This window comes from Sinorhizobium sp. BG8 (genome assembly GCF_016864555.1).
GTDB lineage: Bacteria > Pseudomonadota > Alphaproteobacteria > Rhizobiales > Rhizobiaceae > BG8.
Window position 1 is genome coordinate 3,171,285 of the sequence record NZ_CP044011.1, and the last position, 17,030, is coordinate 3,188,314.

13 protein-coding genes and 1 riboswitch are annotated in these 17,030 nt (G+C 62.8%); of the genes, 3 read left to right on the forward strand and 10 right to left on the reverse strand.

Annotation, left to right across the window (positions count from 1 at the left end; translation table 11 throughout):
* Nucleotides 1-19 precede the first annotated feature (19 nt).
* Nucleotides 20-1,147, forward strand: coding sequence for a DUF2865 domain-containing protein (locus F3Y30_RS14990; RefSeq protein WP_246752985.1), 1,128 nt, complete (start codon nt 20-22; stop codon nt 1,145-1,147).
* A gap of 21 nt (nt 1,148-1,168) precedes the next feature.
* Here the strand turns inward: F3Y30_RS14990 and bluB are convergent, their stop codons facing one another.
* The 4 genes from bluB to F3Y30_RS15010 form a co-directional block, all read right to left on the reverse strand.
* Entirely contained in the window at nt 1,169-1,849 is a 681-nt protein-coding gene (bluB, locus tag F3Y30_RS14995) for a 5,6-dimethylbenzimidazole synthase (protein WP_203423459.1), read from the reverse strand.
* Between the two features lie 43 nt (nt 1,850-1,892).
* Nucleotides 1,893-2,116, reverse strand: a riboswitch (cobalamin riboswitch).
* Between the two features lie 168 nt (nt 2,117-2,284).
* On the reverse strand, nt 2,285-3,787 hold the full coding sequence (locus F3Y30_RS15000) for a diguanylate cyclase (protein ID WP_203423462.1): 1,503 nt from the start codon (nt 3,785-3,787) through the stop codon (nt 2,285-2,287).
* Nucleotides 3,788-3,931: 144 nt separating this feature from the next.
* Nucleotides 3,932-4,759 carry a PD40 domain-containing protein gene (locus F3Y30_RS15005; protein ID WP_203423463.1) on the reverse strand — a complete coding sequence of 276 codons (828 nt, stop codon included), beginning with the start codon at nt 4,757-4,759 and terminating at the stop codon, nt 3,932-3,934.
* A gap of 13 nt (nt 4,760-4,772) precedes the next feature.
* Nucleotides 4,773-6,482, reverse strand: coding sequence for an NAD+ synthase (locus F3Y30_RS15010; RefSeq protein WP_203423464.1), 1,710 nt, complete (start codon nt 6,480-6,482; stop codon nt 4,773-4,775).
* Nucleotides 6,483-6,773: 291 nt separating this feature from the next.
* Between F3Y30_RS15010 and F3Y30_RS15015 the strand changes: the two genes are divergently transcribed.
* A complete protein-coding gene (locus tag F3Y30_RS15015) occupies nt 6,774-8,678 on the forward strand; it encodes an LTA synthase family protein (RefSeq protein WP_246752986.1) in 1,905 nt (634 codons plus the stop codon).
* 116 nt (nt 8,679-8,794) lie between these two features.
* On the opposite strand, the gene F3Y30_RS15020 is transcribed toward F3Y30_RS15015, so the two are convergent.
* From F3Y30_RS15020 to rpiA, 5 genes are all read right to left on the reverse strand, one after another.
* Nucleotides 8,795-9,196, reverse strand: coding sequence for a GFA family protein (locus F3Y30_RS15020; protein WP_203423466.1), 402 nt, complete (start codon nt 9,194-9,196; stop codon nt 8,795-8,797).
* 116 nt (nt 9,197-9,312) lie between these two features.
* Nucleotides 9,313-10,686 (reverse strand): 3-deoxy-7-phosphoheptulonate synthase class II, encoded by a 1,374-nt coding sequence (locus tag F3Y30_RS15025; RefSeq protein WP_203423468.1) that lies wholly within the window; start codon nt 10,684-10,686, stop codon nt 9,313-9,315.
* Between the two features lie 290 nt (nt 10,687-10,976).
* Nucleotides 10,977-12,365, reverse strand: coding sequence for a glutathione-disulfide reductase (gene gor / locus F3Y30_RS15030; RefSeq protein WP_203423469.1), 1,389 nt, complete (start codon nt 12,363-12,365; stop codon nt 10,977-10,979).
* Between the two features lie 147 nt (nt 12,366-12,512).
* On the reverse strand, nt 12,513-13,049 hold the full coding sequence (locus tag F3Y30_RS15035) for a DUF2059 domain-containing protein (RefSeq protein ID WP_203423470.1): 537 nt from the start codon (nt 13,047-13,049) through the stop codon (nt 12,513-12,515).
* The gene (gene rpiA, locus F3Y30_RS15040) at nt 13,046-13,765 is read right to left on the reverse strand and encodes a ribose-5-phosphate isomerase RpiA (RefSeq protein WP_203423471.1); all 720 of its coding nucleotides are present in this window, start codon (nt 13,763-13,765) and stop codon (nt 13,046-13,048) included. Before rpiA ends, F3Y30_RS15035 begins: the two co-directional genes overlap by 4 nt.
* A gap of 222 nt (nt 13,766-13,987) precedes the next feature.
* Here rpiA and F3Y30_RS15045 point away from each other — a divergent pair, with 222 nt between their 5' ends.
* Complete coding sequence (locus tag F3Y30_RS15045) at nt 13,988-14,680, forward strand: HAD family hydrolase (RefSeq protein WP_203423473.1); 693 nt, start codon at nt 13,988-13,990, stop codon at nt 14,678-14,680.
* A 43-nt stretch (nt 14,681-14,723) separates the two neighbouring features.
* On the opposite strand, the gene F3Y30_RS15050 is transcribed toward F3Y30_RS15045, so the two are convergent.
* Nucleotides 14,724-16,616 (reverse strand): murein L,D-transpeptidase, encoded by a 1,893-nt coding sequence (locus F3Y30_RS15050; protein WP_203423474.1) that lies wholly within the window; start codon nt 16,614-16,616, stop codon nt 14,724-14,726.
* Between the last annotated feature and the right edge of the window lie 414 nt (nt 16,617-17,030).

The following is a 17,030-nucleotide window of genomic DNA, read 5'->3' on the forward strand; positions in this document are numbered from 1 at the left end:
GGGATACTTAGCCGTGAACATGCGCTATCGCTTGCTGGTCGTTGTCGCGATGGGTCTGCCGCTTTGCCTTTCTGCCGGCACCGCGGCTGCGTCCCCCGTCTGCGATCGGCTGCTCGCGCACCTCTCGGCTGTTCCGGAAGCCGTTCCCGCCAGTGATGACGTCCGCAGCTATGCCGGTGCCGTTGCCCGCCAGAACATCGAGCTCAGGAAGGTGAAGAGCGACATGCGTCGCCTCGGCTGCAGTTCGGATAGCGTGGCGGTTTACGGCGGTGAGAACGCCGATCAGTGCGATGCGCTGGTCTCGACCGTCGAAAGGATGGAGCGCAACCTCCAGATCCTGGACAAGAAGCGCCGCGAGTATGCGATTTCGGGTGGCACCCAGAATGTGCGCAGGCGGCTTCTCGCGGCACTCGATTCCAACGGCTGCAATGACGCCGGCCGGGATTTCATGCCGACAGCGGCCACGGATGACTTCGGCGATACGGATCCGGAACTCACGCTTTCGATGCCGATGGACGACTCCCTCCCCACGGAGGACATGCCTGAGGGCGCGGCCTTCCCGGGATTGCGGCATTTCGGCGATCCGTCGGTCGAAGGCGGGCTGCGCACTGTCTGTGTCAGGACCTGCGACGGCGGTTTCTTCCCGATTTCCACCGGCGCCTCACCGCTCGATTTCCGTCGCGACCAGAGGGTCTGCGCGATGATGTGCCCCGAAACCGAGACGGAACTCTACTACCACGCGCTTTCCTCACCGGAATCAGGGGATATGGTTTCGACGGTGACCGGCAAGCCCTACTCGACGCTTCCTGCGGCCTTCGCCTACCGGACGCGGGATCTGTCCAAGCCCGGGTCCTGCGGCTGCGACCTGTCTGCCTACTATCGCAAGGTCCTCCAGCAGGAAAACGCCCTTGCCGGCAGGAACCAGGACCAGGCGACAGCCACGGGTCATCTCGTGGAAGAGGGAACGGGGTCCGTCACCACCATCCGCTCGAAACCCGTGCCGAAGCCCGCCGAGGCCAAGAAGGAAATCATCGAGCGCCCCTATGATCCCGCGTCGCGAAAGGTAAGGACCGTCGGTCCGACCTTCCTCCCCGAAAACGAATCGGCCATCGACCTCAGGAATCCCGCCGAGCCGGGCGTACACTGATCTTCCGCAGCGCCGGACGCTCTACCCCTGCCAGCGATCCTCGTAGATGAGTTCATCGAGTTGCAGGCGCTGGCGCCAGCCCTTCACCGCAAGCTCCGGCTCCCGGTAGAGCTCGTTCACATACCCGACGCAAAGCCAGGCGACGATCTCGACGTGCGGCGGGATGCCGAGGAGCGAGCGGATGTCGGCGTCGTTGAAGATACTGACCCATCCGACCCCGATCCCTTCCACACGGGCCGCGAGCCACAGGTTCTGCACCGCACACACGGTGGAATAGACGTCCATGCGCGGATTGTGGGTGCGGCCGAGGATGACCTTGCCGCCGCGCGTCGTATCGCAGGTGACGCAGATGCTGAGCGGTGCTTTCAGGATACCCTCGAGCTTCAATGCCCGATAGCGGTCGCGCTGCTTGCCGGTGAACATCGCGGCCGCCTCGGCGTTGGCGCGCTCGAAGGCGCGGTGGGCCTCGGCAAGCACGTCGCGGCTGCGAACGACAATGAAGTTCCACGGCTGCATGAAGCCCACCGACGGCGCGCTGTGGGCAGCGCCAAGCAGGCGGCGCAAGAGGTCGTCAGGCAGCGGATCGGGCAGGAACTGGTCGCGCACGTCCCGCCGCGTTTCGATCGCGCGATAGACGGCACTTCTGTCGGCAGCCGAAAAGGCTCCCGCACGGACCATCTGGTCCTCCGGATGAGGTCGCATCGTCTTCTCCCCAACAATGCACGACCTCCCACCGTCCGCGTGGGTTCGGTCCATATTGTCCGGCCGGTCTTCTGGCTTCGGATCGACCGACTGAACCTGCCTTCCCGGTCAAAAGACCAGTGGCGTGCCATGAAGGAGCAAGTCCCTTCATGCGGTACAGCCGTCCCCGTCACAGCGCTGGGCGCGCTCCGGACCTGGCACCGAAGCACCGCACCGGATTCCCGATTCTCCCGCCTTTCGGCAGGCACCTGACGGCGGAATATCTACACGGGTCCAATTCCGGCTCAAGCCTCGGAAGCGGCGTCCGGATGTCGTTTCGGCGGGTAAGAAGCGACAATCCGGACGCCGCAGGCGTCGGTTCGTGAGTGTCTCTCGAAAGTCGACACCTGCTTCGGGAGAAGACCCGCGGCAAATCGGGAGAATCGCAACGCGCTTTCAGGCGGCTCTTGCGCTCTTGGCCGCAGCCTGCTCGGCCGCCCCTGCAAGGATCGCCCGATTGCGGCCCGCATTCTTGGCCGCATAGAGCGCAGCATCGGCCGTCACCGCGATTTCGTGGGCGCTCTGCCCGTGCGCCGGATAGCAGGCAATCCCGGCACTACTTCCGACACACAGCATCTGCCCCTCGAAGGCGACCGGCACCTGTGCGTCGCGCACGAGCCCCTCGGCGATTGCCAGCAGCGTCTCGCGCCCGATGTCCCCAGGCAACCACACGGCAAACTCATCGCCGCCAAGGCGCGCGACCGTTCCCATCATTCCGATGCGCTCGCGGAAACGCGCCGAGACCGTCCGCAGCACCTCATCGCCGGCCGCATGGCCGTGGCGGTCGTTGACGGCCTTGAACATGTCGAGGTCCATGGCGAAGATCGCAAAGGGCTTGCCCGGCGTGGTACCGAGCGCCTTCCTGATGGTCTTGTCGAACCCCGCACGGTTCTGGAGCCCCGTCAGTGGGTCGTGGACCGCCAGGTACGAATGGCGCGCCTCGCTTTCCTGCAGCGCCTTCACGAGCTTGGAGAATCCGTGGGCGATGAACGTCATGACAGCGATGAAGGCAAGGACAAGGACGCCGATCAGCGGGGTCGCCAGGCCCCACACATGCGTGCCGGGCCGTGTGGGCCGCCACGAGGCGACCATGGGGTTGTAGTCGTCCCCGCCGACGGCCGTAAGCAACAGTTCGGGGTCGGGATCAACGATCGCGGAGAAGCCCAGTTCGGAGAGCCCGAGCCTGGTCGAGGCGCTTTCGAGCATTTCTCCCGAAATCGGCTTCACGGTCACCATCAGCACGGGTTCGTTCCTGACCGCCGGAATGATCAGCGACCGCGGCACCACTGCCTGCACCACGACGATGCTCATGGCGCCGTCGATCATCCTCAGCCCCGCAACGTGAATGTTGGGAAGGGCCGGCGACAGGAAATTGTGGTGGCTTGCGTCCCGTGCGATCTGCCAGCCGCTTTCGCTGGGGATGAGCGCGGCATAGTAGGCGCTTGTGGCGCGGGCGGTCAGGTCGCTGACCCATTGCAGCAGGTTGCGCGCCTTGCTGTTTCGCTCGACGATGCCCTGATGCATCGACAGGACCGTCTCGCCGTCCGACCGCACGAAAACCATCCACGAGAACCCGAAGTCGGCCCACAGCCAGTCGCGCATGTGGGTGCGGATGAAGTCGTCGGTGAAATAGCCCTTCGACAGTTCCTCGTAGCTCCTGTCCCAGAAGGACATGGAACTCTGATAGAGCACGACCTGCTCCATCTGGTGGCTGAACTCGTTCCTGACGAGCCTCTTCTCGATGTCCCCGGTGAACTGGTTCGTCTTGCGCACGGCATAGTCGAGCACGATGAAGTTCGCGAAGGCGAAAAGCACGACGATGAAGACCGCCGCCATTCCGATAATTCCCTTCATCCTGCCGCTCTGGGCAAGTGCAGCCTTCCCGGTAACCTCGACCATGAAAAACCCCGGTCTCTGCGCGGCGCCGCACCACGCATTCTTCATTCCCAGGGGTATGGAGGGAAAGGCGGGAAAATTCGCTTAAATTCGTTGGTGAGCAAAGACTTAAATTCAGCACCGCTTTTTGAGGCTAGCGCGAATCCTTCAAGCCGGGCGGGCGTAGCGCACGTAGGCGAACGCAGTACCGTCCGGTGACCAGTTCGGCACGTTCACGCTCCCCTGCCCGCCGAAGAGCTCGAACAGGATGCGCGCGTCGTTGCCGTCGGGATCCATCAGGCGGAGCCGCACATCAAGGTCGCGGGGATGATCGAACACGTCACCGTCATACGACAGAACCAGCAGATGCCTGCCGTCGGGCGAAGGATGCGGGAACCAGTCCCCGTAGAGACTGTCGGTGATCCGCGTCACGTCCGATCCGTCCGGGCGGACCCGGAAAATCTGCATGCGCCCGGTGCGGCTCGAATTGAAATAGATCCAGGAACCATCGGCCGACCAGTCGGGACCGTCGTTCCGGCCCTCCCCGTTCGTCATCCGGCGCTCTTCGCCGCCATCGGCAGGGATCGTGTAGATATCGAAGACGTCGTTTCGGATGCCGCAATAGGCGAGCGTCGATCCGTCCGGCGACCAGCCGTGCCAGTAGGAGGGAAGATTTCGGGTGACGAGCCGCGGCGCTCCGCCTTCGGCCCGCAAAACGTAGATGGCGGCCTTGCCGAATTCCGTCTTGTCGGTGATCGCAAGCAGCCCGCCGTCCGGCGACAGACCATGGTCGTTGTTGCAGGTAACGGCAAAGCCGGTGTCGATCCGCTCGAGCTCGCCCCCGGAGACGGGAATGCGGTAGAGAAGGCCATCGCCGTTGACGATCAGGAACTGCCCGTCCCGCGAATAGTTGGGCGCCTCGACCAGCCTGTCCGTCTGCAGCACCACGCGGCTGCTGCCCGTTGTGAGCGAATAGATCTCGACCGAGCTGCGCATGCCACCCCGCCTTCTACCGGTCGCGGAACCGGTTGGTGATCGGATAGCGCCGGTCGCGCCCGAAGTTCTTCTTGGTTATCTTCACCCCCGGCGCCGACTGGCGGCGCTTGTACTCGGCGATGTAGAGCAGGTGCTCGATCCGGTGAACCGTCGCCACGTCATGACCGCGCGCGACAATCTCCTCCGTTCCCATCTCCAGCTCGACCAGGCATTCGAGAATATCGTCGAGCGCGGGGTAAGGCGGCAGCGAATCCTGGTCCGTCTGGTTGGGCCGCAGTTCGGCGGACGGCGCCTTGTCGATGATGTTGACCGGGATCACCTCTCCCGATGGTCCAAGCGCGCCCGCCGGCACATTGGCGTTGCGCCAGCGCGAGAGCGCGTAGACCTGCATCTTGTAGAGGTCCTTGATCGGATTGAAGCCTCCGTTCATGTCGCCGTAGAGGGTGGCATAACCGACCGACATCTCCGACTTGTTGCCTGTCGTCACGACCATGGAGCCGAACTTGTTGGAGATCGCCATCAGGATCGTGCCGCGCGTACGGCTCTGGAGGTTCTCCTCGGTGATACCCTCCTCCGTGCCCTCGAACATTTCCGACAGCGCGGTCATGAAGCCGCGCACCGGATCTTCGATGGGAACGATATCGTAGTGGCAGCCTAGCGCCTTCGCGCAGGCCGCCGCATCGGTCAGCGAATCCTGCGACGTGTACCGGTAGGGCAGCATGACGCACCGGACTCGCTCCTCGCCCAGCGCGTCGACCGCGATTGCCGCGCAGAGCGCCGAATCGATGCCGCCGGAAAGGCCGAGAACGACGTTGCGGAAGCTGTTCTTGTTCACGTAGTCCCGGAAGCCGAGAAGGCATGCGCGGTAGTCCGCTTCCTCCCTCTCCGGAATGAGCGACATCGGCCCGTCGATGCAACGCCAGCCCTCGCCGTCTCCATCCTGTGTCCCCGTGCCGTTCCGGCCGTTCTTCTTCCAGGTGGTGACTGAAACCGCCTCTTCAAACTGGCTCATCTGGAAGGCGAGCGATTTGTCCGCATTGATGGCAAAACTCGCCCCGTCGAACACGAGTTCATCCTGTCCGCCGAGCTGGTTGGCATAAAGAAGCGGAAGACCGGTCTCGATCACCTGCTTGAGTGCCATCTGGTGGCGCACGTCCACCTTCCCGCGATAGTAGGGCGAGCCGTTCGGCGAAAGCAGGATTTCCGCCCCGCTTTCGGCGAGCGTCTCGCAGACGCCGAGATCACCCCAGATATCCTCGCAGATCGGGATTCCGAGCCGGATGCCGCGGAAATTGACCGGACCCGGCATCGCGCCCTGGTCGAACACCCTCTTTTCGTCGAACTCGCCATAGTTCGGCAGGTCCACCTTGTCACGCACGGCCTGGATGGCGCCGCCGTCGAGGACGGCGACCGCGTTATAGCGACCCGTCTCGTCCTGGCGGGGAAAACCGATGATGACACCGGGACCGCCGTCGGCGGTGTCTTGCGCCAGTGCTTCCACAGCGCGCCGGCACGCCTTCAGGAAGGCTGGTTTCAGCACCAGATCCTCGGGAGGATAGCCGGAGATGAAGAGTTCGGTCAGAAGCAGCAGATCGGCGCCCTGGCGGGCAGCGTCTGCCCTCGCCTCGCGCGCCTTGGCAAGATTGCCCGTGACGTCGCCGACGGTAGGATTGAGCTGCGCGACGGCAATTCTCAGAGTGGTCGTGTCGTGTCTGTCGCTCATCTCGGCAGCCTGTTTCCTTCGAATGCACCAGGTCATGCCGCCTCGCTGCACGAGGCGGGGCTTTCGCAAGCTGTTTAGAGCATGCCGGACGATTTTGGAAACAAAAGCTTATCGCATGTCGGCCGGTTCGCTGCCTGCACACGATTGAGAGCCTCAGGCTCCCGGAACAATGCTGTTGAACCGGCGTTGTGGGCAGCGTTCATCCCCTGTTCAACATGACGTCGATATGACAGGTGTGCGAAACTTTTATGAAATGTGGAGATGGCCTTGGTCCTCTTTAATTCCGCTGCCGTGGTGGCACCTGCAGACGACACACTTGTCGTCTCTTCCGGTCTTTCGGGCCGCTATACACGAGCACTGGCCATCCTCCGGTCCGTCGCCGCGACGTCGCTTCTCGCGATCCTGACAGTCGTCGCAGTTGAACTGATCACACGGGAATCCTTCGAGCAGACATTCGGCTTCTTTACGAGTGTTTCCCGCCCGGCATGGACGACCTGCACCCTGTTTCTGCTTGTCTACCTGACCGTCGACGCCCTCATCGGCCGCAAGCACAAGGCCGTTCTCATCGTTGCGCCGCTCACGCTTCTGACAGCCTTCATCTCCCAGCAGAAGCAGATCTACCTGACTGACCCCCTCTATCCGACCGACGTCTTCTTCGGCCGCCAGATCCTCGAACTCATGCCCGTGCTGGTCAAGGATCGCCCCTGGACCGCCGTGTTGCTCGCCGTTGGCGTCATCGTCGCCGTGTGTGCGTTGATTGGGGTGTGGGTCTATGCATGGCGCAGTTTCCCGCGCCTGACGCTGAAGGCGCGTGCTGCGCGCCTCGCCATCGCCCTTCCGCTGCTTGCCGGATTCGGCTCGATCATGGACTACAACCAGTTCTCCACGATCAGGGACCGGCTGCAGGTCATCCCGATCATGTGGGACCAGACGGAGAACTACCTGCACAACGGCTTCGTCATGGCCTTCCTGATCAACCTGCCGATGGCCAACATCCATGCGCCCGCAGGCTACATGACGGATGCAATCGACCGCATCGGCTCCGATCCCCTGCCGGCCGGCACGTCCCACCGCACCAAGCCGGATGTGATCGTGCTCATGAGCGAGTCGCTCTGGGATCCGACGAAGCTGACCAACCTGAAGCTCAATCCCGACCCGATGCCGGTAATCCGCTCCAACCAGTCCGGCTCGGTCTTCTCGCCGGAATTCGGCGGCCTGACCGCAAACATCGAGTTCGAGGCGCTTACCGGCTTCTCCAACGCCTTCCTGCCGACCGGCAGCATTCCCTACCAGCAGTACGTCCGCAATCCGATCCCCTCGCTTGCCACCTTCTTCCGTGGCGAAGGCTATACCTCGCGTGCCATCCATCCTTTCCAGGGCTGGTTCTGGAACCGCACCGCCGTCTACAAGGCATTCGGCTTCGAGACGTTCAAGGCGGAGCCGGACATGCCGGTCATGCCGAAGCGCGGCATCTTCACCGCGGACGAGGCGCTCACCAAGGAGATCATCCGCGAGGCCGACCAGCAGGAGAATCCCTTCTTCTTCTTTACCGTGACGCTGCAGGGCCACGGCCCCTATGAAGCGAACCGCTACGCGAAGAACACGATCGGCATCGACGGCAACCTGCCCTTTGCGGATCGCCAGGTGCTCTCAACCTATGCCCAGGGTGTCAAGGAAGCCGACGACAGCCTGAAGATGCTGATGGACTGGGCAAGCCAGCGCGACCGCGAGACGATCATCGTGATCTTCGGCGACCACCTGCCGCCGCTCAACACCGTCTACACCTCGACCGGCTACATGAACGACATCACCGCGTCGCGCAAAGGCACGACCGAGCAGATGAAGAAGGAGCACGAAACCCCGCTGATGATCTGGTCCAACAAGACCGGCGCAGTGAAGGACATCGGCACCATCAGCCCGGCCTTCCTCTCCTATCATATCCTGAAGGCCTCGGGCTTCGAGCACCCCTACTACACCGGCTTCCTCGGCCGGGTGCATGAGCGCTACGACGTCATCGACCGCTACATGCTGGTCGATGCGAAGGGCAAGGGCCGCCCCGACTGGGCACGCAAGAAGAACATCGATCCCGTGATCCGCGACTACCGGTTCCTGCAGCACGACATCATGTTCGGGAAGCAGTACGGTCTGGAACGCTTCTTCCAGTCCCATGCCGACCTGCTGGCCGCCGGTTCCTGACCGGCCCACCAAGGGCTCGCATACGATCATTCACAAGGGCTTCGCGGATAGCGAGGCCCTTTTGCTTTCAGGCTACCGCGCTTCCTTGCATGTCCGGCGCACGTGGCCGGGCCCAGTCAGCGATAGTTTCCCTCGTACTGGGGTAGCCCGTCGTCGAGATCGTAGTAGTCGCCCTTGTCGGCGCAGTAGATATGGAGGCTGATCTCGAAACCGGTCGGCTTGTCGAAAGCGCCAGCCATGATCGAGGTGGTGTCGCTGCCATCGCCCTTCCAGAACAGGGCTGACCCACAGGTCTTGCAGAAGCCCCGCGCCGCCATCTCGCTTGCCCGGTACCATGTCACGTTGTCGCTTCCCTCCACCTCCAGGTGGTCGTCCCGGGCGTTGGTCGCCGCATAGAAGTGACCGGTCTGCCGCCGGCACTGGCTGCAATGGCAAGCGATGACCTCGCGCAATGGCCCGCGCGTGCGAAAACGGACAGCACCGCAAAGGCAGTGACCGGTGTGGAGGACTTCTTCCATCACAATCTCCAGACATAGAAAAACCGGGCCAGCTTCGGCAGCCGGCCCGGTTCTGTCAATTTCAGAATGTGCAACCTCACGATCAGCGCTGCTGAACGGATGAGGGTGATCCGCGATCAGCCGTTGACGACCAGCCGCTTCTCGTCACGTCCGCCCTTCATCCGCTCGGCGAGCAGGAAGGCAAGCTCGAGCGCCTGGTCGGCGTTGAGCCGCGGATCGCAGTGCGTGTGGTACCGGTCGGCGAGATCGTCGCCGGACAGTGCCCGCGCACCGCCCGTGCACTCTGTCACGTCGTTGCCGGTCATCTCGATATGGATGCCGCCCGGATGCGTGCCCTCGGCGCGGTGGATCTGGAAGAAGCTTTCGACTTCCGACAGGATCCGCTCGAAGGGGCGGGTCTTGTAGTTGTTGAGCGTGATCGTGTTGCCGTGCATCGGATCGCAGGACCAGACGACCTTCTTGCCTTCACGCTCGACGGCACGGATCAGCCGCGGCAGGTTTTCGGCAACCTTGTCGTGGCCGAAGCGGCAGATCAGCGTCAGGCGTCCGGCCTCGTTCTGCGGATTGAGCAAGTCGATCAGTTCGAGCAGGCCGTCGCCGGTCAGCGAAGGACCGCACTTGAGGCCGATCGGGTTCTTGATGCCGCGGCAGTACTCGATGTGCGCATGATCGGCCTGGCGCGTGCGGTCGCCGATCCAGATCATGTGACCGGAGGTGGCGTACCAGTCGCCGGACGTCGAATCCACGCGCGTCAGCGCCTGCTCGTAGCCGAGCAGCAGCGCCTCGTGGCTGGTGAAGAAATCCGTCTCGCGCAGGCTCGGATGGTTTTCCGAGCTGATGCCGATGGCCTTCATGAAGTCCATCGTCTCGGAAATCCGGTCGGCAAGCTTGCGGTAGCGCTCGGCCTGCGGGGAATCCTTGACGAAGCCGAGCATCCACTGGTGCACGTTCTCGAGGTTGGCATAGCCACCCATCGCGAAGGCGCGCAGCAGGTTCAGCGTCGCGGCCGACTGGCGATAGGCCATGATCTGCCGTTCCGGATTGGGAATCCGGGACTCCTCGTTGAACTCGATGCCGTTGATGATGTCGCCGCGGTAGGAAGGCAGCGTCACGTCACCCTGCTTCTCCACGTTGGAGGAGCGCGGCTTGGCGAACTGGCCCGCGATGCGGCCGACCTTGACGACCGGCTGCTGGGCGCCGAACGTCAGCACGACCGCCATCTGCAGGAAGGCACGGAAGAAGTCACGGATCGTATCCGCACCGTGCTCGGCAAAGCTCTCTGCGCAATCACCGCCCTGAAGAAGGAATCCCTTGCCTTCCGACACGCTGGCAAGCGCGCTCTTCAGCCGCCGTGCCTCGCCGGCGAAGACGAGCGGAGGAAATTTCGCAAGACGCTCTTCCGTCTGGGAAAGCGCTTCCTGATCCGGGTAGTCCGGAACCTGCTGGATCGGCTTCTGCCTCCAGCTGCTTGGAGTCCAATTCTGTGCCATCGTACTCACCTGTCGTCCTGCACCCGAATGATGTCGGATGCCCCGTCGTTCTTGTGGTTGCGGGCTTATAAACCGTTAGATGGGTCTTGCATAGCCGCTCTTCCAGCTTCCCGAGAGAACGTTTTTATCGAGCCCCGGGCACTCCCGGCAGGAACGTTCGAACGCGCTGACAAGCACGAACAAGTGATCAGGATAGCAGCCTGGTGTCACAGCTCCCTCAGATCCAACCTGAGGAAACCCTCGCAGCACAATGGAAAACGCTCAAAATCCGCGGACGCGCCGCGCGACTTCTATATGCGCTCGCCGTTTTTGATCCGGTAGCTCGGCTGGTACATGGTCACCAGCTCCTCGGCGGCCGTTGGGTGAACGGCCATCGTGCGGTCGAAATCATCCTTGGTGCTTCCGGCCTTCAGCGAAATGCCGAGAAGCTGCGCCATCTCGCCGGCATCGTGTCCCAGCACGTGGGCACCGACGACCTTTCGGTCCGCGGCGTTGACGACGAGTTTCATGATCATCCTCTCCGCCCGTCCGGAAAGCGTGGCCTTCATCGGTCGGAACTCGGCGCGGTAGACCTCCAGTTCCTCGAAGCGCTTTGCGGCCGCCTCCTCGGTCATGCCAACAGTGCCGATTTCGGGCTGCGAGAACACCGCGGTCGCGATGAGGTCGTGATCCGGGGAGACCGTGCGCCCCTTGTATTCGGTTTCGATGAAGCACATCGCTTCATGGATGGCGACGGGAGTAAGCTGGACGCGATCGGTCACGTCGCCGAGCGCAAAGATGCCAGGCACGTTGGTGCGGGAGTATTCGTCCACGATGATCGCGCCCTTTTCGTCGATGGCGACGCCCGCGGCCTCCAGTCCCAGTCCGGTCGTGTTCGGGACGCGGCCGAGCGCCAGCATCACCTGATCCACAAGGATTGTGCCATGGCTGCGCGTGGAGACCTCCCGACGCCCATCCTCGGCTTGTTTCACCGACTGCATCAGGTCTTCGCAAAGAATCCGGATGCCCTTCGCTTCCATCGCTGCGTGAAGGCCGCGCCTTAGGTCGTTGTCGAAGCGCGACAGGATCTCCTTGCCGCGATAGATCAAGGTGGTCTCGACACCGAGCCCGTGGAAAATGTTGGCGAACTCGACCGCAATATAGCCGCCGCCGGCGATCAGGATCGACTTCGGAAGCTCGGGAAGGTCGAAGGCTTCGTTCGAGGTGATGCAGAGGTCACGTCCGGGAAGGTCTGAATGCGGCGTCGGATGCCCGCCGACGGCAATCACGATGCGCTCCGCGGTCACGACCTTGTCCGTTGCCGTCAGGCGGATCGAATTCGGGCCCACCAGCACGGCGCGGGTCGAAAGCAGTTCGACGCCGGCGTTCTCGAGACCCTTGCGGTAGAGACCTTCCAGCCGGGTGATCTCTTTCTCCTTGGCCTCGACGAGGCTGCGCCAGTCGAATCGGGTCTCGCCGACATGCCAGCCGAAGCCCGCGGCGTCCTCGAAATGCTCGTGGAACTGCGACGCGTAGACATAGAGCTTCTTCGGGACGCATCCCCGGATCACGCAGGTACCGCCGTAACGGAACTCCTCCGCGATTGCGACGCGCTTTCCAAGCGAAGATGCAAGCCGTGCGCTTCGCACGCCTCCTGAACCGCCGCCGATCACGAAGAGATCGTAGTCAAACTGCGGCATGAGAGTATCTCCAGGCTTTGCTGTCATTGCACGGGAATGGTTTTGCGGATTCCTTACGGGATTCATCCCGATATGGGAACACTATCCCCAAAATTCGAGAGCCCGGAACGTGTCCGGGCTCAAGGCATTGCATCGATAAGGAATATCTTACTGCTGGGTCGCGGCTGGCTGCGCGCCGCCTTCAGCCTTGATCTGTTCCTGGAGCTTCTTGTCGCTCTCGACGGCCAGATCGCGCGAGATCCCGGCGCCCCAGATATCGGCGGCCTTGATCAGCTCGCGGGCGGCGATCGGGCCGTCCTTCAGGAGCTTCTTGCCGGCCGGCGAATTGTAGAATTCGGCAATCGCCTTCAGCTCGTCCGTGGTGAACGTCTTGGCATAGATGTTCGCTGCTTCGCGCTCCAGGTCGGCACGGCGCGGGGCCAGAGCCAGCGCCTGGCCGTCGACGATCGAGGCAATCGCGCTCTCGTAGTTCGGCGACGACTGGATGAGCGTCCCCTTCAGTCGCTCGGCGACCGAGGGCAGGATGTTGTCGAAGTTGGCGGTGACGCCGAGCGCGTCGATCGTCGCGCGGGCGGCCTTAACCTGTTCCTCGCTGACTTCCTGCGCCTGGGCGGCGCCCAGAAGCGCTGCCGTCACGACGAGGCTCGAAGCGATGGTCCGGCCGAAACCAGTAAACTTGATCATGAGGTCGATGCTCCTGTCTGTTTTTTCGACTTAAGCGTTCGCGCACCCGCCGGACCGGCAATGATGGCGAGCGACGCCAGATTGATGAAAAGCCCGTGCTCCACGACTCCGGGTATATAGTTCAAGGCGTTGGCGAGCGCATCTGCATCAGGAATGCGGCCAAAAGATGCATCGAGAATGTAATGCCCGCCATCCGTCATGAAGGCGCCGTCGCCCGAATTGCGCACCGCGATTTCGCCGCTGAGACCAAGCCGCGATGCGACCTTTTCCACGGCGATGCGGGTGGCGACGAGACCGAATGGATTGACCTCGATCGGCAGCTTGAAAGCACCCAGCGTTTCGACGACCTTGGTCTCGTCGGCAATGACGATCATCGTCTTCGACGCTGCCGCGACGATCTTTTCGCGAAGCAGCGCGCCGCCGCCGCCCTTGATCAGGCGAAGCTCGCCGTCGACCTCGTCCGCCCCGTCAATGGTCAGATCCAGCTCCGGCAGCTCGTCCAGCGACTTCAGGGGAACGCCGAGTTCGACGCACAGCCTCGCCGTCCTCTCGGAGGTCGGCACGCCTTGAACCCTTAGGCCGGCTGCCACTTTCTCCGCCAGGAGCCGAACGAACTCCTCGGCCGTGGAACCGGTCCCGATCCCCAGCCGCATACCGTCATCGACATGGGCGAGAGCCGCTTCGGCGGCCTTTATCTTCATTTCGCGGGCGTCCATGCGCCACCAGCTCCCCGATATGTCCTCGTCAGCGCATAGCCGCACTTGACGATTTTCCTCGAAAATTCCGGTGAGACACTTACACGCCATCCCGCGCAAACGAAAGTCCAAATCGCCGTTCCACGGCTTTTGCACCGGGCCGTTTTCCCGCCGCGCGATTGCAATTCGGGAGCGCTTCCCTTACGTGGTTAACAAAGCCGTCCCCACTACAAGAGGTTTCGCGTGTCAGCTCCACTCGTCGTATTCGATCTCGATGGTACCCTTGTCGACACCGCACCGGATCTCGTTGCCAGCCTCAACCACACTATCGGCCTCGATGGCCTGGAGCCGGTGGGCTACTCGGATCTGACCTATCTGGTAGGCCATGGCGGCCAGGTGATGATCGAGCGGGCCTTCCTGCTGCGCGGGCGCAAACTCTCTCCCGAGGACCTGAAGCGGATGCTCGCGACCTTTGTCGAGCACTACGCAGCCGGAATGCCGGGCGCATCCGTCCCCTACCCGGGCCTGACAGCAGCCATGGACCGGCTCGCCTCGGCGGGCTACGCGCTCGCCGTCTGCACCAACAAGATGGAAATGCTCGCCAAGCGCCTGATCGATGGCCTTGGCCTGAGGGACCGCTTCGCGGCGATCACCGGCGGCGACACATTTACTGTCAGAAAGCCTGACGCCGCCCACCTTCTCGAGACAGTCCGGCTGGCAGGCGGCAATCCCGAGCGCACCGTCATGGTCGGCGACAGCCTCAACGATGTTCTGGTAGCGCGCAATGCCGGTGTCCCGTCGATCGGGGTTCCCTTCGGCTACTCGGATGTCGCGATCGAGACCCTGGGCCCGACCCAGGTGATCACGCATTTCGACCAGCTGACCCCCGCTCTCGTCGAGCAACTGCTTGCGAAGACGCCGGCTGCGGTAAAATGAAAAGGCGGCTTGCGCCGCCTTCTTCGTTCTCTGAGCCTTCAGGTCAACCCTGCGCGTGCCGCGCCGAGCGCGTGGCGTCGAATGCCTTGCGCATGTAGTCGTCGCGTCCGTAGACGTCGTCGAAGTACTCCACCACTCCGTCCTTGTTCGGCCAGGCCGTGAAGTAGGAGATGTAGATCGGGATCCGCTGCGGCACGGAAACGCCCTTGTTGCGGCCCTGCGCAATCTCTGCGTTCACCTTGTCGATGCTCGTTCCGAGCACGGCGGCCGCCATGCGCTTGGGATCGCTGAGCCGCACGCAACCGTGGCTGAGCGCCCGCATGTCGCGCTTGAAGAAGCTCTTGGACGGCGTGTCGTGCATGTAGATCGCGTGGCTGTTCGGGAACAGGATCTTCAGTTCGCCCAGCGCATTATCGTCGCTTGGCGGCTGGCGCACGACGACCGATTTCGTCGAGCCGTACCAGTTGACCGCGGACGAGGAGACCGTTCTTCCGCCGATTTCGACCTCATAGCCCATCCGGTCGAGATAGGACGGATCGGACCTGAGCTTCGGCAGCATCTCGTTGATGATGATCGACTGCGGCACGCCCCAGTAGGGATTGAACTCGACGGTCTGGATCTCGTCCTGGAAGAAGTAGGTCTGGTTCGACTTCGAGCCGACCACGACCGGCATCGAGAACTTCTCCTCGCCGTTGTCGTGGTAGTAGACCGTGTAGGCAGGCTGGTTGATGAACACATGGCGGCTGCCGAGATCAGCAGGCAGCCAGCGCGCCTGTTCCATCGCGATCTCGACCTTCGCGATCTTCGCCTCGGTGCTGTCGCCCCCGGTCAGGAGACGGATGGAGGCCTTGCCGACGATACCGTCAGGCTTCAGCCCGTGCTCCTTTTGGAACGCCTCCACCAGCGAGACCAGCTCCGGCGTGTAGTCCGGCGTCCCCTGGTAGGCGGCGATCGTTGCCGAATGCTCTGCCTTCAACGTTTCGGAGCCATGCTTGAGGATGCCCTTGACGACATTGGCAAGCTCTGGATTGCTCTGGCCGGGCTTCAGCAGCGTGCCTTCGGGTATCACGATCCTTTCGGACTCTCCGGCCTCGGCCCGCAACTTCTGCAACTCGGCCTGCAGCGCCTGGAACTGGCTGCTCGATGGCGAGCGGCTCTTCAGATAGGCCGCGACATCATTGCTCCTCGACGAATTGTCGAGCACTGCACCCAGGTTGACTTTCTTGCGCGCGAAATCGTGGTAGCCCGAGATCCGGTTCGGATCGATCCGGCCGCGCACGGCGTCCTGCACATAGGTGGCAACGGCTGCCGAGAGACGGATTTCGAAGGTCGCGAGCGCCTTGTAGCGCGAAGCCATGTCCGCGGGGTCATAACTGTCAGATGGCAGTTCGACCGCATAGTCCGCCGGATCCAGTCCGACCGAAGCGGCATCCGCCAGCACGCCGATCGCTGCGCGCGCGCGTTCCGTCAGGCCGCTTTCAGTGACCCAGATCAGCCGTGGATTGCGCCCGTAGTAGTCCTGTACGGCCTTTGCCGCGTCGGTTGGCGCGCTCACGTTCGCCTCGACGAAGTGGGTGCGTATTTCCGTCTCCGGGCTTTCGGCGATCGAAGTCTGCCCAACGCTGGCGATGGCTCCCGTCACGACCGGATCGGCCAGGCCGCCCAGTGCGATGAGCTTCAGCGCGTCCGCCTTGTACGTGTAGTAGCGAGGGCCCGTCACCTTCGGCAACGGCTTCGATTCCGCCTGTTCGGAGGGGAACATTGCACCACCCCTGACACCCGGCATCGTTTCTGCCGGCGGCAGCTGCTTCTTCTTGCCGCCGCGCAAGAGGTCCATCAGGGTGAAACCGGCCGCCTCGGCCGGCTTGGCGTTCAGGGTGGCCATGGCGCAAGAGACCACCAGTGCGGTCATCGCCGCAGTTCTAATAAATTTCATAATGCAATCCCATTCCGCCGCACAGCCGCAGGGCTTGCGGCTCTCTGGTCGCGCCTGCACCAGCAGGCCGGTAAGTTATAAGAAAGGATGGTGAATGAAAAGGAAACGCCATGCCCCCGACCTCACCGACCCGCGTCAAAATTGCGTGAACCGCACCCTACTCACTGATACGGTTGGGAGGCGCTAAAAATTTGAAATTGCGCGGTGAATTTCGCGCGGCGCGGTTGCAGCCCAGGCTGAGGCCGCGGTAGCCCAGCAAAATTTGCCACCTGGTGTGTTGTAAAAACGACAGCCCAGGCGCGTGCCGACGGTCTGGATTTGAGGCACGCGCCGGAGGGATTCGCACGGCCGGCGAAGGTGCGGGAACGGGCGCGCGATACCGCCCGGCGTGATACGTCCGCCATGGCGGGCTAA

What these genes read in the sequence shown, in the direction of transcription:
- F3Y30_RS14990 (WP_246752985.1), top strand. Translation starts at nt 20, where the DNA reads ATGCGCTATCGCTTGCTGGTCGTTGTCGCGATGGGTCTGCCGCTTTGC.
- bluB (WP_203423459.1), bottom strand. Translation starts at nt 1,849, where the DNA reads ATGCGACCTCATCCGGAGGACCAGATGGTCCGTGCGGGAGCCTTTTCG.
- F3Y30_RS15000 (WP_203423462.1), bottom strand. Translation starts at nt 3,787, where the DNA reads ATGGTCGAGGTTACCGGGAAGGCTGCACTTGCCCAGAGCGGCAGGATG.
- F3Y30_RS15005 (WP_203423463.1), bottom strand. Translation starts at nt 4,759, where the DNA reads ATGCGCAGCTCGGTCGAGATCTATTCGCTCACAACGGGCAGCAGCCGC.
- F3Y30_RS15010 (WP_203423464.1), bottom strand. Translation starts at nt 6,482, where the DNA reads ATGAGCGACAGACACGACACGACCACTCTGAGAATTGCCGTCGCGCAG.
- F3Y30_RS15020 (WP_203423466.1), bottom strand. Translation starts at nt 9,196, where the DNA reads ATGGAAGAAGTCCTCCACACCGGTCACTGCCTTTGCGGTGCTGTCCGT.
- F3Y30_RS15025 (WP_203423468.1), bottom strand. Translation starts at nt 10,686, where the DNA reads ATGGCACAGAATTGGACTCCAAGCAGCTGGAGGCAGAAGCCGATCCAG.
- gor (WP_203423469.1), bottom strand. Translation starts at nt 12,365, where the DNA reads ATGCCGCAGTTTGACTACGATCTCTTCGTGATCGGCGGCGGTTCAGGA.
- F3Y30_RS15035 (WP_203423470.1), bottom strand. Translation starts at nt 13,049, where the DNA reads ATGATCAAGTTTACTGGTTTCGGCCGGACCATCGCTTCGAGCCTCGTC.
- rpiA (WP_203423471.1), bottom strand. Translation starts at nt 13,765, where the DNA reads ATGGACGCCCGCGAAATGAAGATAAAGGCCGCCGAAGCGGCTCTCGCC.
- F3Y30_RS15050 (WP_203423474.1), bottom strand. Translation starts at nt 16,616, where the DNA reads ATGAAATTTATTAGAACTGCGGCGATGACCGCACTGGTGGTCTCTTGC.